18 protein-coding genes are annotated in these 18,722 nt (G+C 61.3%); 6 read left to right on the plus strand and 12 right to left on the minus strand.

The features are described 5' to 3' along the window. The first annotated feature begins 31 nt into the window (after window positions 1-31). Both CKA38_RS02065 and hisC read left to right on the plus strand, forming a co-directional pair. The gene (locus tag CKA38_RS02065) at window positions 32-694 is read left to right on the plus strand and encodes an NAD(P)H-dependent oxidoreductase (RefSeq protein ID WP_108824019.1); all 663 of its coding nucleotides are present in this window, start codon (window positions 32-34) and stop codon (window positions 692-694) included. A 64-nt stretch (window positions 695-758) separates the two neighbouring features. Continuing rightward, window positions 759-1,862 (plus strand): histidinol-phosphate transaminase, encoded by a 1,104-nt coding sequence (gene hisC / locus CKA38_RS02070; protein ID WP_108824020.1) that lies wholly within the window; start codon window positions 759-761, stop codon window positions 1,860-1,862. A gap of 113 nt (window positions 1,863-1,975) precedes the next feature. On the opposite strand, the gene CKA38_RS02075 is transcribed toward hisC, so the two are convergent. The 8 genes from CKA38_RS02075 to CKA38_RS15610 form a co-directional block, all read right to left on the minus strand. Further along, window positions 1,976-3,367: a sensor histidine kinase gene (locus CKA38_RS02075; RefSeq protein ID WP_236919101.1), complete on the minus strand. Its 1,392-nt coding sequence runs from the start codon at window positions 3,365-3,367 to the stop codon at window positions 1,976-1,978. Window positions 3,368-3,383: 16 nt separating this feature from the next. Further along, window positions 3,384-4,055: a response regulator transcription factor gene (locus CKA38_RS02080; RefSeq protein ID WP_108826357.1), complete on the minus strand. Its 672-nt coding sequence runs from the start codon at window positions 4,053-4,055 to the stop codon at window positions 3,384-3,386. Window positions 4,056-4,133: 78 nt separating this feature from the next. Continuing rightward, on the minus strand, window positions 4,134-4,805 hold the full coding sequence (locus tag CKA38_RS02085; protein ID WP_108824022.1) for a PqiC family protein: 672 nt from the start codon (window positions 4,803-4,805) through the stop codon (window positions 4,134-4,136). A gap of 165 nt (window positions 4,806-4,970) precedes the next feature. Further along, entirely contained in the window at window positions 4,971-5,984 is a 1,014-nt protein-coding gene (locus CKA38_RS02090) for an MlaD family protein (RefSeq protein WP_108824023.1), read from the minus strand. 47 nt (window positions 5,985-6,031) lie between these two features. Further along, window positions 6,032-6,880: an ABC transporter ATP-binding protein gene (locus tag CKA38_RS02095; protein ID WP_108824024.1), complete on the minus strand. Its 849-nt coding sequence runs from the start codon at window positions 6,878-6,880 to the stop codon at window positions 6,032-6,034. Window positions 6,881-6,919: 39 nt separating this feature from the next. Next, a complete protein-coding gene (locus tag CKA38_RS02100; RefSeq protein WP_108824025.1) occupies window positions 6,920-8,071 on the minus strand; it encodes an MlaE family ABC transporter permease in 1,152 nt (383 codons plus the stop codon). Window positions 8,072-8,381: 310 nt separating this feature from the next. Further along, window positions 8,382-9,179: a phosphatase PAP2 family protein gene (locus CKA38_RS02105; protein ID WP_108824026.1), complete on the minus strand. Its 798-nt coding sequence runs from the start codon at window positions 9,177-9,179 to the stop codon at window positions 8,382-8,384. Between the two features lie 245 nt (window positions 9,180-9,424). Further along, the gene (locus tag CKA38_RS15610; RefSeq protein WP_161554669.1) at window positions 9,425-9,568 is read right to left on the minus strand and encodes a hypothetical protein; all 144 of its coding nucleotides are present in this window, start codon (window positions 9,566-9,568) and stop codon (window positions 9,425-9,427) included. 56 nt (window positions 9,569-9,624) lie between these two features. Between CKA38_RS15610 and CKA38_RS02110 the strand changes: the two genes are divergently transcribed. Both CKA38_RS02110 and CKA38_RS02115 read left to right on the plus strand, forming a co-directional pair. Next, the gene (locus CKA38_RS02110) at window positions 9,625-10,224 is read left to right on the plus strand and encodes a pseudouridine synthase (protein WP_108826358.1); all 600 of its coding nucleotides are present in this window, start codon (window positions 9,625-9,627) and stop codon (window positions 10,222-10,224) included. A gap of 122 nt (window positions 10,225-10,346) precedes the next feature. Then, window positions 10,347-10,529 (plus strand): hypothetical protein, encoded by a 183-nt coding sequence (locus CKA38_RS02115; protein WP_236919103.1) that lies wholly within the window; start codon window positions 10,347-10,349, stop codon window positions 10,527-10,529. A gap of 46 nt (window positions 10,530-10,575) precedes the next feature. On the opposite strand, the gene CKA38_RS02120 is transcribed toward CKA38_RS02115, so the two are convergent. The 4 genes from CKA38_RS02120 to CKA38_RS02135 all read right to left on the minus strand — a co-directional run bounded on the left by CKA38_RS02120 (window position 10,576) and on the right by CKA38_RS02135 (window position 17,571). Next, window positions 10,576-12,003 (minus strand): hypothetical protein, encoded by a 1,428-nt coding sequence (locus CKA38_RS02120; protein ID WP_152032619.1) that lies wholly within the window; start codon window positions 12,001-12,003, stop codon window positions 10,576-10,578. A gap of 71 nt (window positions 12,004-12,074) precedes the next feature. Then, entirely contained in the window at window positions 12,075-13,433 is a 1,359-nt protein-coding gene (locus CKA38_RS02125; RefSeq protein ID WP_152032620.1) for a site-2 protease family protein, read from the minus strand. 152 nt (window positions 13,434-13,585) lie between these two features. After that, window positions 13,586-16,807: a carbamoyl-phosphate synthase large subunit gene (gene carB / locus CKA38_RS02130; protein ID WP_108824029.1), complete on the minus strand. Its 3,222-nt coding sequence runs from the start codon at window positions 16,805-16,807 to the stop codon at window positions 13,586-13,588. Window positions 16,808-16,917: 110 nt separating this feature from the next. Continuing rightward, window positions 16,918-17,571: a 4-(cytidine 5'-diphospho)-2-C-methyl-D-erythritol kinase gene (locus CKA38_RS02135; protein WP_236919104.1), complete on the minus strand. Its 654-nt coding sequence runs from the start codon at window positions 17,569-17,571 to the stop codon at window positions 16,918-16,920. On the opposite strand from CKA38_RS02135, the gene CKA38_RS16170 reads away from it, so the two are divergent. Both CKA38_RS16170 and CKA38_RS02140 read left to right on the plus strand, forming a co-directional pair. Continuing rightward, complete coding sequence (locus tag CKA38_RS16170; RefSeq protein WP_236919311.1) at window positions 17,542-17,739, plus strand: hypothetical protein; 198 nt, start codon at window positions 17,542-17,544, stop codon at window positions 17,737-17,739. The genes CKA38_RS02135 and CKA38_RS16170 overlap by 30 nt on opposite strands. 250 nt (window positions 17,740-17,989) lie before the next feature. Next, window positions 17,990-18,718 (plus strand): 3-keto-disaccharide hydrolase, encoded by a 729-nt coding sequence (locus CKA38_RS02140; protein ID WP_108824030.1) that lies wholly within the window; start codon window positions 17,990-17,992, stop codon window positions 18,716-18,718. Window positions 18,719-18,722 lie beyond the last annotated feature (4 nt).

An 18,722-nucleotide genomic window follows, 5' to 3' on the forward strand; every position in this document is an offset into this window, starting at 1 on the left:
CTCAGTCATATTCACATCTTCTTTTTTCGTTATGGATACATCAGCAAACACAATCACAACCGCCCAGCTCCTGGGCGCGCTCAACTGGAGATATGCGACGAAGAAATTCGACGCATCCAAAAAGATTCCGGCCGAAACGTGGGCCGCCCTTGAGAAGGCGCTCGTGCTTTCGCCATCGGCGTTCGGCCTGCAGCCATGGAAGTTTTTCGTGGTAAACGACCCGGCGGTGCGCGCGCGCCTGGCAGAGGCGTCCTACGGACAATCGCAGCCCGTGGATGCGTCGCACTACGTCGTGTTCGTTTCGCGCAAAAACATCGGCGGCGAATTTTTGACCAAATATCTTGAGCGCACGGCACAGGTTCGCGGCGTGCCGGCGGAAACGCTCAAGCCGTTTTACCAGATGATAAGCGGCAACATCGAGCAACAGGCGAAAGCCGGCGTCCTGGACATCTCGCAAGCGCAACAAGCATTCATCGCGCTCGGCCAGTTCATGACATCGGCGGCGCTGCTCGGCGTCGACACATGCGCGCTCGGGGGCATCGACCGCGAAAAATACGCGGAGATTCTGGGGATCGACCGCGAAAGCTACATGTCGCTTGTCGCGTGCGCCGCCGGTTATCGCGCCGCCGATGACAAATACTCGTCAATTCCAAAAGTGCGTTTTGAGGATAGCGAAGTAATCACACATGTGTAAAGTGACTGGAATGCGGCTCTCCGGAGCCGCATGAAACTCACCGCACACACCATTGATTACCGCCATGCCAACGCTTCAGGAACTCGCCAACCCGTCCGTCCTCACGCAGCCCGTTTACGAACCGGGCAAGCCCATCGAAGACGTTGCCCGCGAACTCGGCCTCGATCCCGATGGGATCATCAAAATCGCGTCGAACGAAAATCCCGCGGGGCCGTCGCCGCTCGGCATCGAGGCGGCGCGGCGCGCGCTTGCGCAGGCGCAGCTTTATCCCGACGGCGGATGCGTCGCGCTGCGCGCCAAGCTCGCCGAAAAATGGCGGCTTTCGCCGGAGCAGTTTGTGGTCGGCAACGGCTCCAACGAATTGCTCGAACTCGTGGGGCGCGTGTTCCTGCGCCCCGGCGACGAGGTGGTGATGGGCGCGCCCGCGTTTGCCGTGTATAAACTGGTCGCGCTGCTCTTCGGCGCGAAGCCGGTCGAGGTGCCGCTCGTCAATCACACGCACGACCTCGCAGCGATGCTGCGCGCGGTCACGCCGCGGACGCGCATCGTTTATTACGCCAGCCCGAACAACCCGACCGGCACGATCAACAACGCGGGGGAAATCCTCGATTTCGCGCGCGCGCTGCCGCCGCATGTCGTGCTTGTGTTCGACGAGGCCTACACGGAATTTGTCGAGGCCGACGGCGACGCGCCGGACATTCGCCCGCTGATCGCCGAGGGCCGCCACGTGATCGGCCTGCGCACATTTTCCAAGCTCTACGGACTCGCCGCGCTGCGCATCGGCTACGGATACGCGAGCGAGGAGTTTGCCGCGCTGCTCAACCGCGTGCGCCAGCCGTTCAACGTGAACGCCATCGCGCAGGCCGCCGCCATCGCCGCGCTCGACGACCACGACTTCACGGCGCGCTGCGTCAGGGAAAACAAAAGCGGCCTGGCGCAAATCGAGGAGGGCTGCCGCGAGCTCGGATTGGAGTGCGTGCCGAGCCGCGCAAACTTCATGCTCGTCAAGGTCGGCGACGGCGCGCGTGTGTTTGACGCATTGCAACGCCGCGGCGTGATCGTGCGCCCGCTGCGCGGCTATGCGATGCCGGAGTGGATTCGCGTTACGATCGGCACCGCTCCGCAAAACGAAAAGTTTCTGAAAGAGCTGAAGCAAGTCTGCGCATGATTCGCGGCGGAAAACGAAGAGAGTCAAACCGCCCCGCCAAAAGCTTTTCCTTTGCGACAGTCCATGCCGGCGAAACACCAGGGGGCGATCTGACGGTCGCCGGCTTCCCTCCCCTACTCCGGTAGCCACACCTCAAAGATTGCACCGTGTTCGGGCGGGACGGCATTGCGCACCGAGACCACGCCGCCGTGCGCCTCGATAATCGCGCGCACCAAACTCAATCCCAAGCCGAGGCCGGTTTGCGAGCGGCTTTGGTCGCTGCGATAAAGCCGTTCCCAGATTCGCCCCTGCTCGGCCTCGGGCACGCCGGGACCATTGTCACTGACCGTGAGCAGCGCGCCGTTTTGGGCTCCGCGAGTTTCTGCGCGCGCGCCCAAAACCACGCGTCCGCCATCGGGTGTGTATTTGAGCGCGTTGTCCACCAAGTTCACGATGACCTGCCGCAGGCGTATCGGATCGGCGGATACAAACAGGGAGGCGGCGAACGGCGCGACCTCCAGCGTCTGCGCGCGCGCGTCGGCAACGTCGGCATACAGGTCGCACGCGGCGCGCAGGATCGTCTCCACGTTGCATTGTTCGCGCTTCAGTTTGAGCATGCCGGAGTCGGCCTCGGAAATTTCCATGAGCGCGCGCAATAGGCGCAGCACCTCGTCGGAGCGCTCGATGTTGTCGGCGAGCGCGTCGCGCATGGCCGGCTCGCCGCCGTTGGCGAGCGCGAGCTCGGCGGTGCCGCGCATGCTTGTGAGCGGCGTGCGCAAGTCGTGCGCGACGTTGTCGAGCGCCTCGCGCATGGAGCGGAGCAGCGCGGCGTTTTTGTCGAGCACGGTGTTGAACAGGCGCACGAGCTCGGCGATGTCGTTGTCGCGCCTGGGCTCGGCCACGCGCGCGTCGAGCGCACCGGTGCTGATAATCTGTTGCGCCGTGTCGATGACGCCCTGGAGCGGCTTGACGGCGCGGCGCGCGGCGAACCAGCCGACGGCAAAACCCACCAGCACGACCGCCCCGGCCACAAACGTGAACGTGCGCTGAAGCGGCTTGAGCAGGGTGGCGCGATTGTTCGTGCTGACGCCCACTTGCAGCAGGAAGCCGCCGCGCAGCATTTTTGAAAACACAATCAGGTCCTCCTGCTGGTCCTGCGGCACGCGCCACGAGTAAACTTGCTGCTCCGTCCAGAAACCCCAGCTGTCGGGCACCCGCACGCGCTTTGCCTCCTTGTCGATCCAGTCGTTCGGGACGATCAAAATGGGCGTGGCGCCGTTTGGCATGATCATGCGAACGAACAGCGGACGGTCGAGCAGTGTGTTTGAGCCGCGATACAGCGCGAGTTGCAGGCCGGGCTCGCCCTGCGTGTTGTAAATGTGGGCGTATTCCTCGATGCGGTTTCTGACCGCGTCCTCGTCGCGCTGCGCGAGTTGTTTTCCGAGCAGCCAATAGAGCAGGACGAACAGCGCCGTGAAGCCGACGGTGAACAGCAGCGCGAACGTCACGCTCAGGCGGATCGCCACCGAGCGGCGTATTCGTTTAATGACTCCCTTTGAAAACATAACCGACGCCCCTCACCGTTTCGATGCGTGTTTTGTCGGGATCAACTTTCATGCGCAACCGGTGCATGAGCACATCGACGACGTTGGTTTGCGGATCGAAGCTGTAATCCCACACATGTTCGAGAATCATTGTTTTTGTGAGCGGCCTGCCCGGGTTGCGCATCAGGTATTCGAGCAGCGAAAACTCGCGCGGCTGCAGCTCCACTTTTTGCCCGGAGACTGTCACTTCGCGCGTCACCAGGTCCATGACGACGTCGTTCACCGAAAGCCGCATCGCCTCGGGGGCGCGCGTGGCGCGGCGTATCAACGCCTGCAGGCGCGCCGAGAGTTCCGCAAACGCAAAGGGTTTTGTCAGGTAATCGTCGCCGCCGGCCTGAAGCCCCTTGATGCGATCCTCCACGGTGGCGCGCGCGCTCAGGAATAGCACCGGCAAATCAGCGCGGTGGTTGCGCAGGCGCTTGACAAGCGAGAGGCCGTCGAGCCGCGGCAGCATCACATCGACGATGGCGGCGTCGTAAGGCGTGTTCATTGCGAGCGCGAGTCCCGTGTCCCCGTCGGGCGCGTGATCCGCGGCGTAGCCCTCCTGCTTGAGTCCCTTGACCACAAACTGGGCGATTTTTGCATCATCTTCGACAACGAGAATCCTCACGTCACGCATGAGAGCATACTTGGGGGCGTTGCGGAAGAAATATGTGCGGCAAGGCGCATGGGCGCGGAGGTGTCGCCGCTATTCCGCGCCGGGACGCGGCGTCGCCGGGAGATTCCGCGCGATGTCGTCGGCAAGGGCGGAGGCGGCTTGGCCGAGGAGTGCGGCGAGGGAGGAAGAATCCTTGCCGTCCCAATCGGCGGCGGGAGCCGTGAATTTGCGGATGCCCGTGACCGTGTTTCCACCCGGCGCCGTGATTTCATACTCGGCGGTGAAGCGCGCGACGGGTGATGCTCCGGCAGCCGAAACCGCGCCTTCGCATTCGATGATGCGGATGCTCACGTCGTAATCGCGTTTCACTCGGCCGGGGCGAAGTTCCACACCGGACACGGAATTGGTGGCGATGAGGCGCTCGCTCACGATGCGCGTGATTCCGGCATCAAGCGTCTCGGCCCAGCGGGAGAATTCGTGATAAACAATTTCACTGGTTCCGTGGCGGACGGCGATGTTTCGGCGCGCGCGCAGGTAGGCGGGAACCTCAACGGAGCGAAGGGCGAGGAAGGGTTTGCCCTTGTTTATCTCGCCGGCACCGGCTTGCGACGCATTGGACGGCATCGTGAGCACGTAGTATCGCGTTGGGTCGGCCTTGGGCTCGGGCACGATGGAGCAGCCTGAGGCTAGGAAGACAGAGGCCAGAGTGCCTGAGACCAGAAGGACGGAGGCCAGAGAACGGAAGGATCGGATGATGGTCATGGAAGAGGGGGAGGAGTTATACAGTTTACGGTTTACAGTTTACAGTATCGAGCCACTTGCGAACTCGTAGAGGCGCTTTCGCGCCGATGAGAAATTGAAGATGGAAGTTTAAGATTCTGACCTCTGGCTTTCTGGATTCTGGCACTCTGGTCTTCTGGCTTCTGTTCACGGTTGTTTTTTGCCGGAGATAATCGCGCTGGGATTTCGTTCGAGATAGTCGAGAAGCTGCTGGAGGGTTTCTGCTGTTTCACTGAACTGGCGAAGGGCGCGCGTGGCGTCCTCGCCGAGTCCGCCCTGCGCCTCGACCAAATGTTTGGCAGCGTCCGCCGCCTCGCCGACTTTGTTGATGGCGGATTGCGCGTCAACGAGCACGGTGTCGAGGCGCTCGCCGGCCGGCCCGACAACACGATCGAACCTTGAAAGGGTGCGGCGAAACTCGGAAATGGCGGAGCTCATGTCGGTGAACATCCTTCGAACCTCGGCCGACTCGGCGAGCGAGGCGACGGATTTGCCGGCTCGGGTGAGCTCGGTGTTGAGGGCGCCAAGATCGAGCGAGTTGACCTGGCCGCGCAGATCCTTGATGAGGCCGCGGAGCTCATGCGTGAACTCGGGAAGGTTCATGCGTTTCACATCGGCGAGCAGGTCGGTGATGTTGGCCTGGAGCGCGGCTATGGCGGAAGTCGTGGCGGGGATGACGACATAGCCTTTATCGTCCAGCATCGTCACGGCGGGCGGGGGCTGGTTTGCGAACTCCAAGGGATTTCGGAAGTCGAGCTCGACGAAGAGCAGCCCGGTGGCGAGGCCCTGGATGCCGAGCTCGGCGCGGAGTCCGTGCTTGATCATATGTTGCAGGCTCTTGCGGTCGTTGACGTCGATGAGGGTGCCCTTGTTGTCGACTATGATGTTGCGGCTGAACTCGCAAACGACCGCGACGACGGACGCGTTGGTGGCCTCGTTGTAAACGACGTTCATGTCGACCACGCGCCCGACGCGCACGCCGCGGAGTTTCACGGGCGAGCCGAGGTCGAGCCCGTGCGTCGATTCGTCGAAATACACGATGAAACGTTTCGGGCTGGAGAAAAAATTGATGCCGCCAAAGGACACGATGCCAACGATGGCGATCAGTATGGCGCCTAGGACAAATAAGCCGACCAAGGTCGGGCTGACTCTGGTTCTCATGGGAAAAGTTTAAGTTTGAAGTTCGGGTTCATTGAGAGGGACGGGAGTTAGTTTTCGTTTTTCACCCTAAACTCGTCGCGCTGCGGACGGGCGAGCGCGCCGCGCTGCAGGAAATCGCGCACGCGGGTGTCGGTGCTTGAGACGGCGAGTTGAGCGGGCGGCCCCTCGGCGATGGCGCCCCGCGCCTCGCGATCAAGCATCAGGATGCGGTCGGCGATGCCGTAGATGCTGGCGAGTTCGTGCGAGACGATGATGAGCGTGGTGCCGAGGCTGTCGCGGATGGAGAGCAGGAGATTGTCGAGGTTGCGCGAGGTGACGGGATCAAGTCCGGCGGAGGGCTCGTCGAAGAAAACGATCTTGGGGTCGAGCGCGAGGGCGCGCGCGAGGCCCGCGCGTTTTTTCATGCCGCCGCTGATTTCCGAGGGATAATAATCCTCGAAGCCGCTGAGGTCGACTTGGGCGAGCTTGTGGGCGACGACAATGTCGCGCTCCTGTTTTGTAAGCGTGGTGTATTCCTCGAGGGGAAGCGCGACATTTTCGCGAAGCGTGAGCGAGCTCCAGAGCGCGGCGCTTTGGTAGAGGACGCCGAAAGTTTTGAGGTGTTCGCGACGGCGCGCGAGACTGGCGTTGGTGAAGTCCTCGCCGAAATAAACCACGCGGCCCGCCGTCGGCTGGTGAAGGCCGATCATGTGCTTGAGGAGCGTGCTTTTGCCGCAACCGCTGCCACCGACGATAAAAAAGATTTCCCCGCGCCCGACCGTGAAGTTGATGTTCTCGATCACAGTGCGCCCGTCGTAACCGCAGCGCAGGTTTTCAACGTTGATGGCAGTTTGCGCGACGGGGGCGGACGCGGCAGGGTTGTGCGGTGACGGGACGTTGGAAGCGGATGTGTTCATTCTACATTATACATTTTTCATTATTCATCAGCGCACGCGTCACCATCCGAGAATGTTGAAGAGCACCGCGTAGATGGCGCAGGCGACGATTATGTAGAGCATGGCGGTGACGACCGCGGAGGTGGCGGCGTTGCCGACGCCGGCGGAGTCGCGCCGGGCCTGAAGTCCGCGCAGGCAGCCGGCAACCCCGATGATAATGCCGTAGGTGACGGCCTTGATGAGGCCGGTGGTGATGTCGGACATATCGAGCGCGGACTGCATCTGAATCCAGTAGGCGGAGGGCGAGATTTTGAGAAGCAGGGCGGCAACGGTCATGCCGCCGAGATTGCCGAGCGCGTTGGAATAGAGGGAAAGCAGCGGCATCATAATCGCGAGCGCGACGATGCGCGGAATGACAAGAAAATCGATGGGACGAATGCCAAACGTGACAAGCGCGTCGATTTCCTCGCCGGTCTTCATGTTGGCGATCTGCGCGGCAAACGCGCCGCCGGTGCGACCGGACAAAACAATGCCGGTCATCATCGCGCCCATCTCGCGAACCATGGCGAGCGCGACCAGGGTGGCGATGAAGATATCGCCGCCGTATTGGCGGAGCACAACCGCCCCGATGTAGGCGAGGATGACGCCGACTAGAAAACTGATGAGCCCGACGATGGGCAGCGCCATCGCGCCGCAGCGTTGCATTTCCTGAAGGCAGTCGCGCCAGCGAAATTTTTTCGGATGACGCGCGAGGTGGAACGCGCTGATCACACATTCGCCGACAAACTGCGTGAGCTGCTTGGCCTGCTTGTAAGCGGAGACGGAGGCGAGGCCGGCCGTGGCGAGAATGTTGGGGCGGCGCTGCCTGTCGATCGGACGCACGCGGGCTTCGCGCATGGCTTTGAGCGGCCGCCGGATGTTTGAGGGAAGCGCGCTTTCATCGAAATCCACCTGGTTGCCCTCGCACCAGTCGCCCGCCTCGCGCAGGAAGAGGACGAGCGAAGTGTCCCATTCCGTCACCTGCGAAGTATCGGGGCGAAGCCTGCCGGCCTTTAATGTGAGCGCGGCGAGACTGGCGGTGTCGAACGAGGCCCATTCGGGCGTGTTGCCGGTGATTTGCCACGAGCCGCCAAGCTCAAGTCGAACGCCGTCCTGGTCCGGGACGGCGCGCGCCTGCGCTGCGGTGGATGTTGTCGTGGCGGAAATGCTCATTCGCACAAGATATCTAGTTCGTTATTGGGAAAACCTAAACGCAAAAGTGTGCCATGTTTTGCAGGGTGCATCACAAGATTTTGCAATGTTTCGTAAAATATACGGTTAAATCCCCGCATAAGCGCGCGCGAAGGAAGTCTGGGCGGCGACGATGCGGCGGAACATCAAAAGTGGGGCGCGCCCGCCCAAGCCGCAGAAACCCCGTCGCGCCGATACGAAGTTTTAAACTGAACGATGAAACCTAAGAGCGGCCGACTGTCGCTTGGCTCGAAACCGATCTCTGGTATTTTGCTTTTCCACTTTCAGCCCTTCAGTCTTTCAGTCCTTCAGCCCTTGCCCTGGCCTCCGGATGTTTTTCAAGGAACTCGAGCAATTCCGCCCGCATCTCTTTCACGGCGTTTTGAGTGGACTGGTTCTTCAACATTTCCTCCACGATAATTTGCCCGAGAAGCCGGCCCGCCTGGGTGTCGCTCGGATAATGCGCGCCCGCAAGGACGCGGCTCCACATGATTTCCCGCGCTGCATCGTCGAAGAGCGTTTTATACTCGGGCAACGCCTCGCCCAAAAACATCGCCCAAAGCACGCCGCAGGAGGAATGACCGCTTGGATAGGAGGCGCTGCGCGGCACGTCCACGCAAGGCTCGACTCCGAGGCCGCGCTTGTGGGGACGAACGCGATTCCATTGGTTTTTGGACGCAATCATGACCACGCGGCGCTCCGCCGTTGCCTGCCGCAAAATCGCGGCCGTGCGGGGCAGATTTTCCTCGGTGAACGCGGAGCCGAAAACAACCTGCCCCATGCAACCTTCCTCAATGGACAGGAATGCGTGCGCGTTGATGCGCACGGCGCGCGCGACTTGCTCCGGCGTGCGATCTTTTTGGACTTGGAGCAGTGTTTCCACGTCGGCCATTCCGGCAGGCGAGTCGTTCGCGGGCGGTGGAGGAATCTTCGCAAGGATGACCTCGTGGTTCGTTGTCAGAAAGCGCGGCGTTGTGAGTTTTGCGAGGATGTCCTCATGCTCCGTGGTCAGGTGGTGAATCGGCGGAGCCCCGAAGGCAACGGCAAGGCCGGATATCAAAAACAACGTTATAGTGAGCAGCTTTTTCATGGGTATTATCTGGCTTGGCGTTTCGGCGGGGAGTGCGGTTGCCCGGTGTTTGATTGCGAAAGGCGGAGGCTTTCCTAAAAACAAAGCTGAGACACGCGCGATTGATCAAATCAAAAGACGGGCTTTTCGAGGACCGGCGCATTCAAAAATTATGTGACGTTTGGCAAAACGCGCGGGCAGACGAGTGTCGCGGCGAAGTTTTCTTTAATATCCGAGACATCCTTTCGGAAGCAAAAGCGAGTCGTTTAATACGTGGCCGCCAGCGCCACGAACGCCTCCTCGCGAATCGTCTTGTGTTGGATGGAGAGATCGAGGAGCGGAACTTTCATGCAGGAAATAAATGCCTGGAGAAACCCTCCATTCCCCCATGCGGCGGCAAGACTCAACATTGCATTGAAACTTGTTGAAACTCGCGCGGCGTTGTAAATTCACGCTTCCGAATTTCATGCTACTCGCGATCAACAAACCCTACGGCGTGCTTTCGCAATTCACGCCCGAGCCCGGCTCGCGCTGGCGCACGCTCGCGGACATCTCCGCGCCCGCGCCGTTGCCGTCGCGCGTGTATCCCGTCGGCCGTCTCGACGCCGACAGCGAGGGCTTGCTGCTGCTCGCCGACGAGCGCGCGCTTGTCGATCGCCTGCTCAATCCCGCCCGCGCCCATGCGCGCGAGTATTTCGCGCAGGTTGAAAACATCCCCGCGTCCGGCGCGCTCGCGCGGCTCGCGCGCGGCGGCATCGTCATCGGCGGACACCGCGCGCTGCCGTGTCGCGCTGCGTTGCTCGATCCCGCCTCGCCGGAAATCGCCTTGATTCCGCCGCGCGATCCGCCGATTCGAGTCCGCAAAAACATCCCTGACGCGTGGCTCTCGCTCGAACTCATCGAGGGCAAAAATCGCCAGGTGCGGCGCATGACCGCCGCCGTTGGGCATCCAACGCTGAGACTCGTGCGCGTGCGCATTGGCGCTCTCCGCCTCGCCGCGCTCGGGCTTGCGCCCGGCGAGTGGCGCGAGCTTACGACCGCCGAGCGCGAAGCGTGTTTGTCGTAGCGGCAGGTTGCCAAACCTGCCGCATCGCACGTTGGAGGATTCCCAACCTTCCGGCAAAAATACCAAGTTCATGGCCACGTGCCTTTGCGACGCAATTATCCACCACGGCACGCGGCACGGCGATGGTCGAGCTCAAGCTCGACCACCTCCTCGAGCCGAAGCCCGACATGATTGTGTCGATTGACCAAAGCTGCCTGATGAGTCTGGGCGGTCTCGCCGCGAAAGGCGGGAGCCCCGTGAAGACAATGCACATCGAGCAAATCTTGCGCGACTCGCTGCGCAACACCAGCATGGTGATCGCCTAAACGCGGGGCGCACCTGGCGTGCGGCCAATGTCTTAAAACTTTTCGATCATTGATTGTTCGCAATGCGAGTGGGCACGCGCCATGTAATTTCCGTGGATGCCGTCGCATCCGAAAATCGGGAGTAAGCCGAACTCTGGCGCGTCACGACAAATGCCTGAAACGCTCCGCGAGGTTGAAGCCTGATTTTTTCTCCGCTAATCGGATGACTGATTTGTGAAGCTTTGCGCCAAGGCGCCTTAATGCCACCAGATTTATTTTCCGGATGAGCATCCCAAAATAAGCCAAGGGCGATCCGTCGCAGGCGCGTTGAGGCAATGCAGTCCGCAAGCGTTTTTATCACACCATCGTTGATTTGAAATGGCGCATCCTGCCATGATTGTTCCGTGTTTTCGTTTGCCCGCACATCGGGCGCGGGTTGCGGCCAGCGGCCTTTGCGGATGTCATCAAGCGATGCTTGCAGTGCCGCCGTCTGGTTCAGCGCATTTGCCTCAATGCGCCGGCCCGCGGTCGATATTTTGCTGATCAGAAGAACTGCACGCTGAAGCGCTGAGGAAAATGTCATTTTCCCGGAATCGAGTGGGGCATTGCCGAATTCGCGATACATGCGGCGCATCTGGTATTGTTGCGCCAAAATCGCCTCGGTCGCATAATCCAGCAGCAATTGTTCGTCGGCGCATGACGCGAGTTCCTGTAGCTGGGCGGGTGATGCGTCGACGCCCTGCACGAGGGTTTCCTCAATAATCGCCCACAGTAAATCGTTCGTGGCGAGGTAGGCCGGCCATTGCCAGCAACCGGGCGCGGTTTGCAAGTGCCGGAGCATGCGCAAACCGTCGCATGCAAGTGAAAATGCTTGGGCTGGCTGGCCGTAGTGCAGCATTCGGCGGGCTTGCCGTGCGGCTATCATGAGAGGCATGGCGTTGAGGGAGTCCGAAGCACCGTCACGTGAACAGTATTTTTCCGGCAGCGCGAATGCGGGCTTGCGAGCGGCTTCACGCAACTCATCAAGCACGGCGGCTTCCTCAGGAGAAGCGGTCGTGTCGTTTGGCGAAGTCTGCCGCATATCGGAAGTTGTCCGTTGTTCCCAAAGGCGGCTGCTTACCTCGCAGGCGCGCAGATAAGGCAGGGCTGCGTTGTCCTCATCGGCCACTGGCGCGAAGACCAGGGGCGGAAGCGTGTCCGCGACTCCGGCGGCGGCTGCCCGGTTTTTGACATTGCCCGCCATCGTCGCAGTGCGCGCGTGGCTGACCGCCATCGTGGCGGACAGGCCAAGCCAGAGCGGGCTGGTGTAACAGAGCGCGGCAAAGGCGACGGTTCCAATGCCCGGGCTCGGACGGCGTATCTGTTCCTGCGTCATGCGGGCCAGGCTTGCGCGCTGCGGAAGCGCAAAGTGCTTCCATTGCGGTGCCCTAAATTCGGCGAGTATGCGGCATGTGACGGTTTTTTCATCGGAACCAGGCGGCATTTCCTTGCGCAAGCGCGTGACGAGGCCCGCGAGATTCCAATCGTTCACCACACGCAACAGCATAAAGGCGCCCAGCGCCGCGATCAGATAAGCGCCGCCGCCCCGAGTCCCAACGCAATCAGAGCGAGCGCGCTCACGGCAGTGAACACGGCGCGCAGCCGCGGGGCGCGGGAAACGAGGGCGACATCGGCGATCTGTCCTCCGTCGAGCGGAAGGATGGGAAGCAGGTTGAAGGCGTTAAACACAATAAACATGATCCCGGCTTGGGACAGCCACGGCATTGAGGCAGGGTCGTCGGGCGCAAAAAGCAGCATGGCAATGCCCGCAAAAATGCCGGGCAACGGGCCGAGAAAAAGGATCACAAGGTGTTTCCAAGGCGCGAGCACAAGCGGGTCGCGCGCGACCGCCGCGCCGCCGAAGAACGGGAGAAAGAGAAGCTGGGTGTCCTTGTAACCGAACAGTTTCATTCCGAGCAGGTGGCCGCATTCGTGAATTGTGAGCGCAATCGCAATCACAACTACCGTTTCCCACGACATGATCCAGCGCAGTGCAATAATGAACAGCGCAAGCGAACCGAGCATGATGAGCAATTTTGGGAGCCATGCGGATGACTGGCCGCGCCTTTGAGATTCCATCATGGCGTGATGTTGAAACCAATCCATTTCAGCTTGATTTTCAACGCTCATGAGCGGCGGCGGTGATTGCAGCGTGCGCATGCGCGCGGCTTCGCGCTTGTCGATTGCGAGCGATTCGCGAATGAGGCGTCGGGCGATTTTCAGGCGTGCGAAAAACCGCAGTTGCAGCGTGCCGTCGGGTCGTGTGAATGCGACGGGTGACGCGCGCAACATGGCTTCGTGCTCGCCGGTGAGATCATTGAGCAGTTGCGCGAAGTCGCCAGCGGCGGCCAGCTCGACGGTGAGGACGCCCTGTTTTGCCGCGTCCTCAACGCGCGCGAGATGCCGCGCAATGAGATCTTTTAAGTCGGCGTCGGGCAGGGCCACGTCTTGGAGGCGTGCTGGCGGCGGGATTATCTCATGTTGCTCGATTGAGCGCGTGACCAGCACCTGTCCGTTGGAAAGTTTACTAACGAGAGTGACATGGCATTCCCCGGGGCGGACCGTGGGTTCGTTGGGACGCAACAGCGCGCTGACACCTTGCCCGGGCAAAATATATTCGATGCAGGGAATGGGAATGTCCGCATGGATTGCCAGCTGGATTGTGTGTTCGTGACGCCGGACAAAACCCTCGCCCAAAAGAACGGATTCCTGCGTGATGGCGAGTTCACGGAGCCACACAGGCGTGTCATTTTCGGCGACGGGCGTGATGCGGTTTCCAGTGAATTTGGTTTTGCCGAGAAAACGCACGACGGAGAGAAGGCGCACGATTTGAAAACCTAACCAAAGGCCGATGATGGCAACAATGAGCCATGTGATGGTTTGCATAGTGTCATGCAAATTGCCCATTGGATTTGTGCCAGTGCAAAATGGGACATGACTTTGGGATGCAAAAAAAGCGGCACGGAGGATGTCCGTGCCGCTTTGATTTTTTTGGCAAGCGGTGCCGAGGGCGCACGCGAGGTGCGCCCTTACGATGATTACTTGATGTTCGCGTGGTATTCCTGGAGCGAGTAGATCGGGCGCGTTGGGTTTTTGATTTTCACGGCTATGCCTTTCGCCGCGGCGTGGGCGGCGGCGAGGGTCGTCATGTAGGGGACGCGGTGCTTGATCGCGGCTTTGCGGATATACGAGTCGTCCTTCTTGCTCGCGCGTTTGCTGATCGGCGAGTTGACGATGAACTGCACGAGGCCGTTCTTGATGTCGTCGGGAATGTCCGGGCGGCCTTCGCCGATTTTGATGGCGAGGTCGGCGGCGATGTCGTGCTCGGCGAGGAAGGCGCGCGTGCCCACGGTGGCGCGGAGCTTGAAGCCGCTCGCGATGAGCGTGCGCGCGATGTCGATGACTTGCGGCGTGCGTTCCCACACGCTCATGAGCACGGTGCCGGCCGAGGGGAGCGGATTTTGCGCCGCCTCCTGCGCCTTGCAGAAGGCGAGTCCAAAGTCGGCGGAGAGGCCGAGCACTTCGCCGGTCGAGCGCATTTCGGGCCCGAGGATCGGATCGACTTCGGGGAACTTGTCGAAGGGGAGCACGGACTCCTTCACGCCGTAGTGCGGGATGGTTTTGTGCGCGAGGTTCATCGACGGGATCGTGGCGCCGAGCATGAGTTGCGTGGCGATGCGGGCCATTTGCACGTTGCACACTTTCGAGACGAGCGGGACGGTGCGGCTGGCGCGCGGGTTGGCCTCGAGCACGTAAACTTTGTCGTTCTCGATGGCGTATTGCATGTTCATCAGGCCGACGACTTTCAACTCCTGCGCGATTTTGCGCGTGTAGGTGTTGATGGTTTCGAGGTGCTTGGGGTCGATCGAAACGGGCGGGATCACGCAGGCGCTGTCGCCGGAGTGCACGCCGGCGAGTTCGATGTGCTGCATGACGGCGGGGATGAACACGTCCTTGCCGTCGGCGAGCGCGTCGGCCTCGCATTCAAGCGCCGACTGGAGGAAGCGGTCGAGGAGGAGGGGGCGTTCGGGCGAGACGTCGATTGCCTTGGCAACGTATTCGCGGAGCATGTCCTCGTCGTAGATGACTTCCATGCCGCGTCCGCCGAGGATGAACGAGGGGCGGATCATGATCGGGTAACCGATCTTGTCGGCGATGGCTTTCGCCTCGTCGAAGGTGGAGGCCATGCCGGACTCGGGCATGGGGATTTCGAGGCGCTCCATTTTGTGGCGGAAGAGGTCGCGGTCCTCGGCGTCGTCGATGGAGTCGATGCTGGTGCCGAGGATGTTGACGCCGTTGGCGGCGAGTTCGCGGGCGATGTTGAGCGGGGTTTGCCCGCCGAACTGCACGACGACGCCGAAGGGTTTTTCCTTATTGTAGATTTGGAGGACGTCCTCGACGGTGAGCGGCTCGAAGTAGAGTTTGTCGGAGGTGTCGTAGTCGGTCGAAACGGTCTCGGGGTTGCAGTTGACCATGATGGTTTCGTAGCCGGCGTCGCGCAGGGCGAAGGCGGCGTGGACGCAGCAGTAGTCGAACTCGATGCCCTGGCCGATGCGATTGGGGCCGCCGCCGAGGATCATGACTTTTTTCGGGTTGGCGGTCGAGACGCAGGGGCGCGCGGCGTCGGGCGCGCCGTAGGTGGAGAAATAGTAGGCGGCGTTTTCCACGCCGGAGACGGGGACGGCCTCCCAGCTTTCGACGAGGCCGAGCGCGACGCGGCGTTCGCGTATTTGTTTTTCGGATACACCGAGGAGTTTCGCGAGGTATTTGTCGGCGAAGCCGTCGAGCTTGGCCTGCTTGAGGAGGGCGCCGGGGAGTTCGGCGGCCTTGTCCTTGTAGGCGAGGATTTTTTCCTCGAGTTGCACGAGCTCGAGCATCTGCTCGATGAACCATGCCTTCACATGCGTGATGGCGTTGACTTCATCGACGGTGGCGCCCTTGCGGAGCGCCTCATACATGACGTAGTGGCGTTCGCTGGTCGGGGTGCGCAGATTCGCGAGGAGTTCGTCCTTGGAGAGGTCGTTGAAGTTTTTCGCAAAGCCGAGGCCGGAGCGTCCGTTTTCGAGCGAGCGGATGGCTTTCTGGAAGGCCTCCTTGTAGGTTTTGCCGATGCTCATGACTTCGCCGACGGCCTTCATTTGCGTGCCGAGCTTGTCCTGCACGCCCTTGAATTTTTCGAAGGCCCAGCGGGCGAACTTCACGACGACGTAGTCGCCGGAGGGCGTGTATTGGTCGAGCGTGCCGTCGCGCCAGTAGGGCAGGTCGGCGAGGTTGAGCCCGGCGGCGAGTTGCGCGGAGACGAGCGCGATGGGGAAGCCGGTCGCCTTCGAGGCGAGCGCGGAGGAGCGCGATGTGCGGGGATTGATTTCGATGATGACGATGCGGCCGGTTTTCGGGTCGCGGGCGAGCTGGACGTTGGTGCCGCCGATGACGCCGATGGACTCGACGACCTTGAACGCGATGCGCTGGCACTCCTGCTGCACCTCGACGGGGATGGTGAGCATGGGCGCGGTGCAGAACGAGTCGCCGGTGTGCACGCCGACGGCGTCCACGTTTTCGATGAAGCAGACGGTGACCATTTTGCCCGTGGCGTCGCGGACGACTTCGACTTCGAGCTCCTCCCAGCCGAGGATGGATTGCTCGATGAGGCACTGGCGCGTGAGCGAGAGATCGAGGCCGCGCGTGACGATGGCGCGGAGTTCGTCGATGTTGTAAACGAGGCCGCCGCCCGCGCCGCCCATGGTGTATGCGGGGCGCACGACGACGGGGTAGTTGAGCTCGGAGGCGGCTTGCTCGGCTTGCTCGACGGTGTGGATGATGCGGCTGTCGGGCAGGCCGATGCCGAGCGAGCGCATGGTTTCCTTGAACACTTCGCGGTCCTCGCCGCGCTCGATGGCATCGAGGTTCACGCCGATGACGCGGACGTTGTATTTGGCGAGGATGCCTGCCTTGGAGAGGGCGATGGAGAGGTTGAGGCCGGTCTGGCCGCCGAGGTTGGGAAGGAGGGCGTCGGGTTTTTCCTTGGCGATGATTTGCTCGAGGCGCTCGACGTTGAGCGGTTCGATGTAGGTCGCGTCGGCCATGACGGGGTCGGTCATGATCGTGGCCGGGTTTGAGTTGACGAGGACGATCTTGTAACCGCAGGCGCGAAGCGCCTTGCAAGCCTGGGTGCCCGAGTAGTCAAACTCGCAGGCCTGCCCGATTACGATCGGCCCGGAGCCAATGATGAGGACTTTGTGGATGTCGTCGCGTTTCGCCATGTGTGTGGAAGGATTTGTGTAGGTTCGGGGCGCGAGTGATAAATATTTCGTTACGCGTAGTCGATGGAAATTTTTGTAATAAAATTTGGAGGCGAAAAGTCCCCCGTTCGTCAGGTAATCCGAGCCTCCGCGACAAACGCATCACGCCCGAGGGCGGCGCGCGCGCATTCCATCATTTCGCGCACAGCGTCCCCTGTCGCGTCATCGCGCAGCAACGCAAAACACGCGCTTCCGCTTCCGCTCATTCCCGCCGCCACGCCGAAGCGCCCGCGCAATCGAGCCAGCAGCACCGGTAGTGCCACGAATTTTTCAAACGCCACCGGCTCCATGTTGTTGAACAATAAATCCTCCGCGCCCGCCGCCGCGTTTTCGAGCCACGCCGCAAGCCGGGATTCCGCCTTTTCCCCCGCCAAGTAGCTCTCCGGCGCGCGCGCGGCCATCCGGCGATAAGACCATGCGGTGTTGATGCTCACGTCCGGCTTGAAAATCAGAATCCGGCGCCCGGCCAGCCTTCGCGCCGCGACCTCGGGGAGCGGCTCCGCGCGTTCGCCGCGTCCGCGCATCACGACCGGGCCGCCATGCAAAAACAGCGCGCAATCCGACCCGAGCCCGCCCGCAAGCTCCACCAGTTGCGCGCGCCCCAGCGGCCGCCCTGCCGCATCGTTCAACGCGCGCAAAACCATCGCCGCGTTGCTGCTTCCGCCGCCAAGCCCCGCGCCCGTAGGAATCCGCTTGTGCAGAAAAAAACGCGCGCCCCCCCCCACCCGCTTGCGTTGCGAAACGCCTCCGCCGCCCGCAAAACCAAGTTCGTCGCATCCACCGGCACCGTGGCGTCCGTGCATATCAGTTCAAACGGCACGCCCTCGGCCAGAAACTCGATCCGTATCTCGTCGCCAAACGACACAGGCGCCACGACCGAAAGCAAATCGTGAAACCCGTCAGCCCTCCGCCCCGTGATGGCGAGGAACAGGTTGATTTTTGCCGGGGAAAAAATGGACACCGTGTGCACGTCGCGCCCATTCAAACACAAAACTCCCGGCACGTTGCAACACTGCTGACCTCCGCGCATATTTATTTTCGTAAAAACAGGCAATCATCCGCTGGACACACGTCCGCATTTTGCACATCCTCGTTGTTTTAGTTTTTCGCCCTTCCCGCCCAAGTCCTCATCAAAACAACACCATGCGCACATCACGTCTCGTTGTATCCGCCGGCCTCGCCGCGGCTCTCATTCTGGGTGCCATCGGCTGCTCGAAAAAAACGCCCGCAAGCATCCATCTCTTCAATGGCAAGGACCTCGCCGGATGGACGGCCTACGCAAAGGGAGACAATCCCGACGCCGCCAAGACTTGGGGCGTCGCCAACGGCGTGATCACCGACACCGGCAAACCCGCCGGATATCTTCGCACCGCGCAACGCTACTCCAACTACCGCCTCACCGTCGAATGGCGCTGGCTCGAGGCGCCCGTCGATGCCAAGGGCAAAATCAAAAGGCGCAACAGCGGCGTGCTCCTCCACATGCAAGACGAGGACGCCGTCTGGCCAAAATCCATCGAGGCGCAGCTCATGGAGGGAAACGCGGGCGACTTCTGGATCATCGGCGGCGTTGACACCAATGAACACAAAGCCGCGCGCGAAACCGCGGTCGCCGCCGCAGGAGACGATGAAAAGGCAAAACAAAAGGCCCTGAAAAATCGCCGCCTCGCAAAAAAATCCCCGTCCTCCGAAAAACCCGCCGGCGAATGGAACACCTACGAAATCGTCTGCGCCGGCGACACCGTCACGATCACCGTCAACGGCGTTGAGCAAAACCGCGTCACCGGCGTCACCGTGAGCGAAGGCCACATCTGCCTCCAGTCCGAGGGCGCGCCGATGGAATTTCGCAACGTCATACTCACTCCCCTCAAATAATCCT

The sequence above is a fragment of the Ereboglobus luteus genome, from assembly GCF_003096195.1.
Classification (GTDB): Bacteria; Verrucomicrobiota; Verrucomicrobiia; order Opitutales; family Opitutaceae; genus Ereboglobus; species Ereboglobus luteus.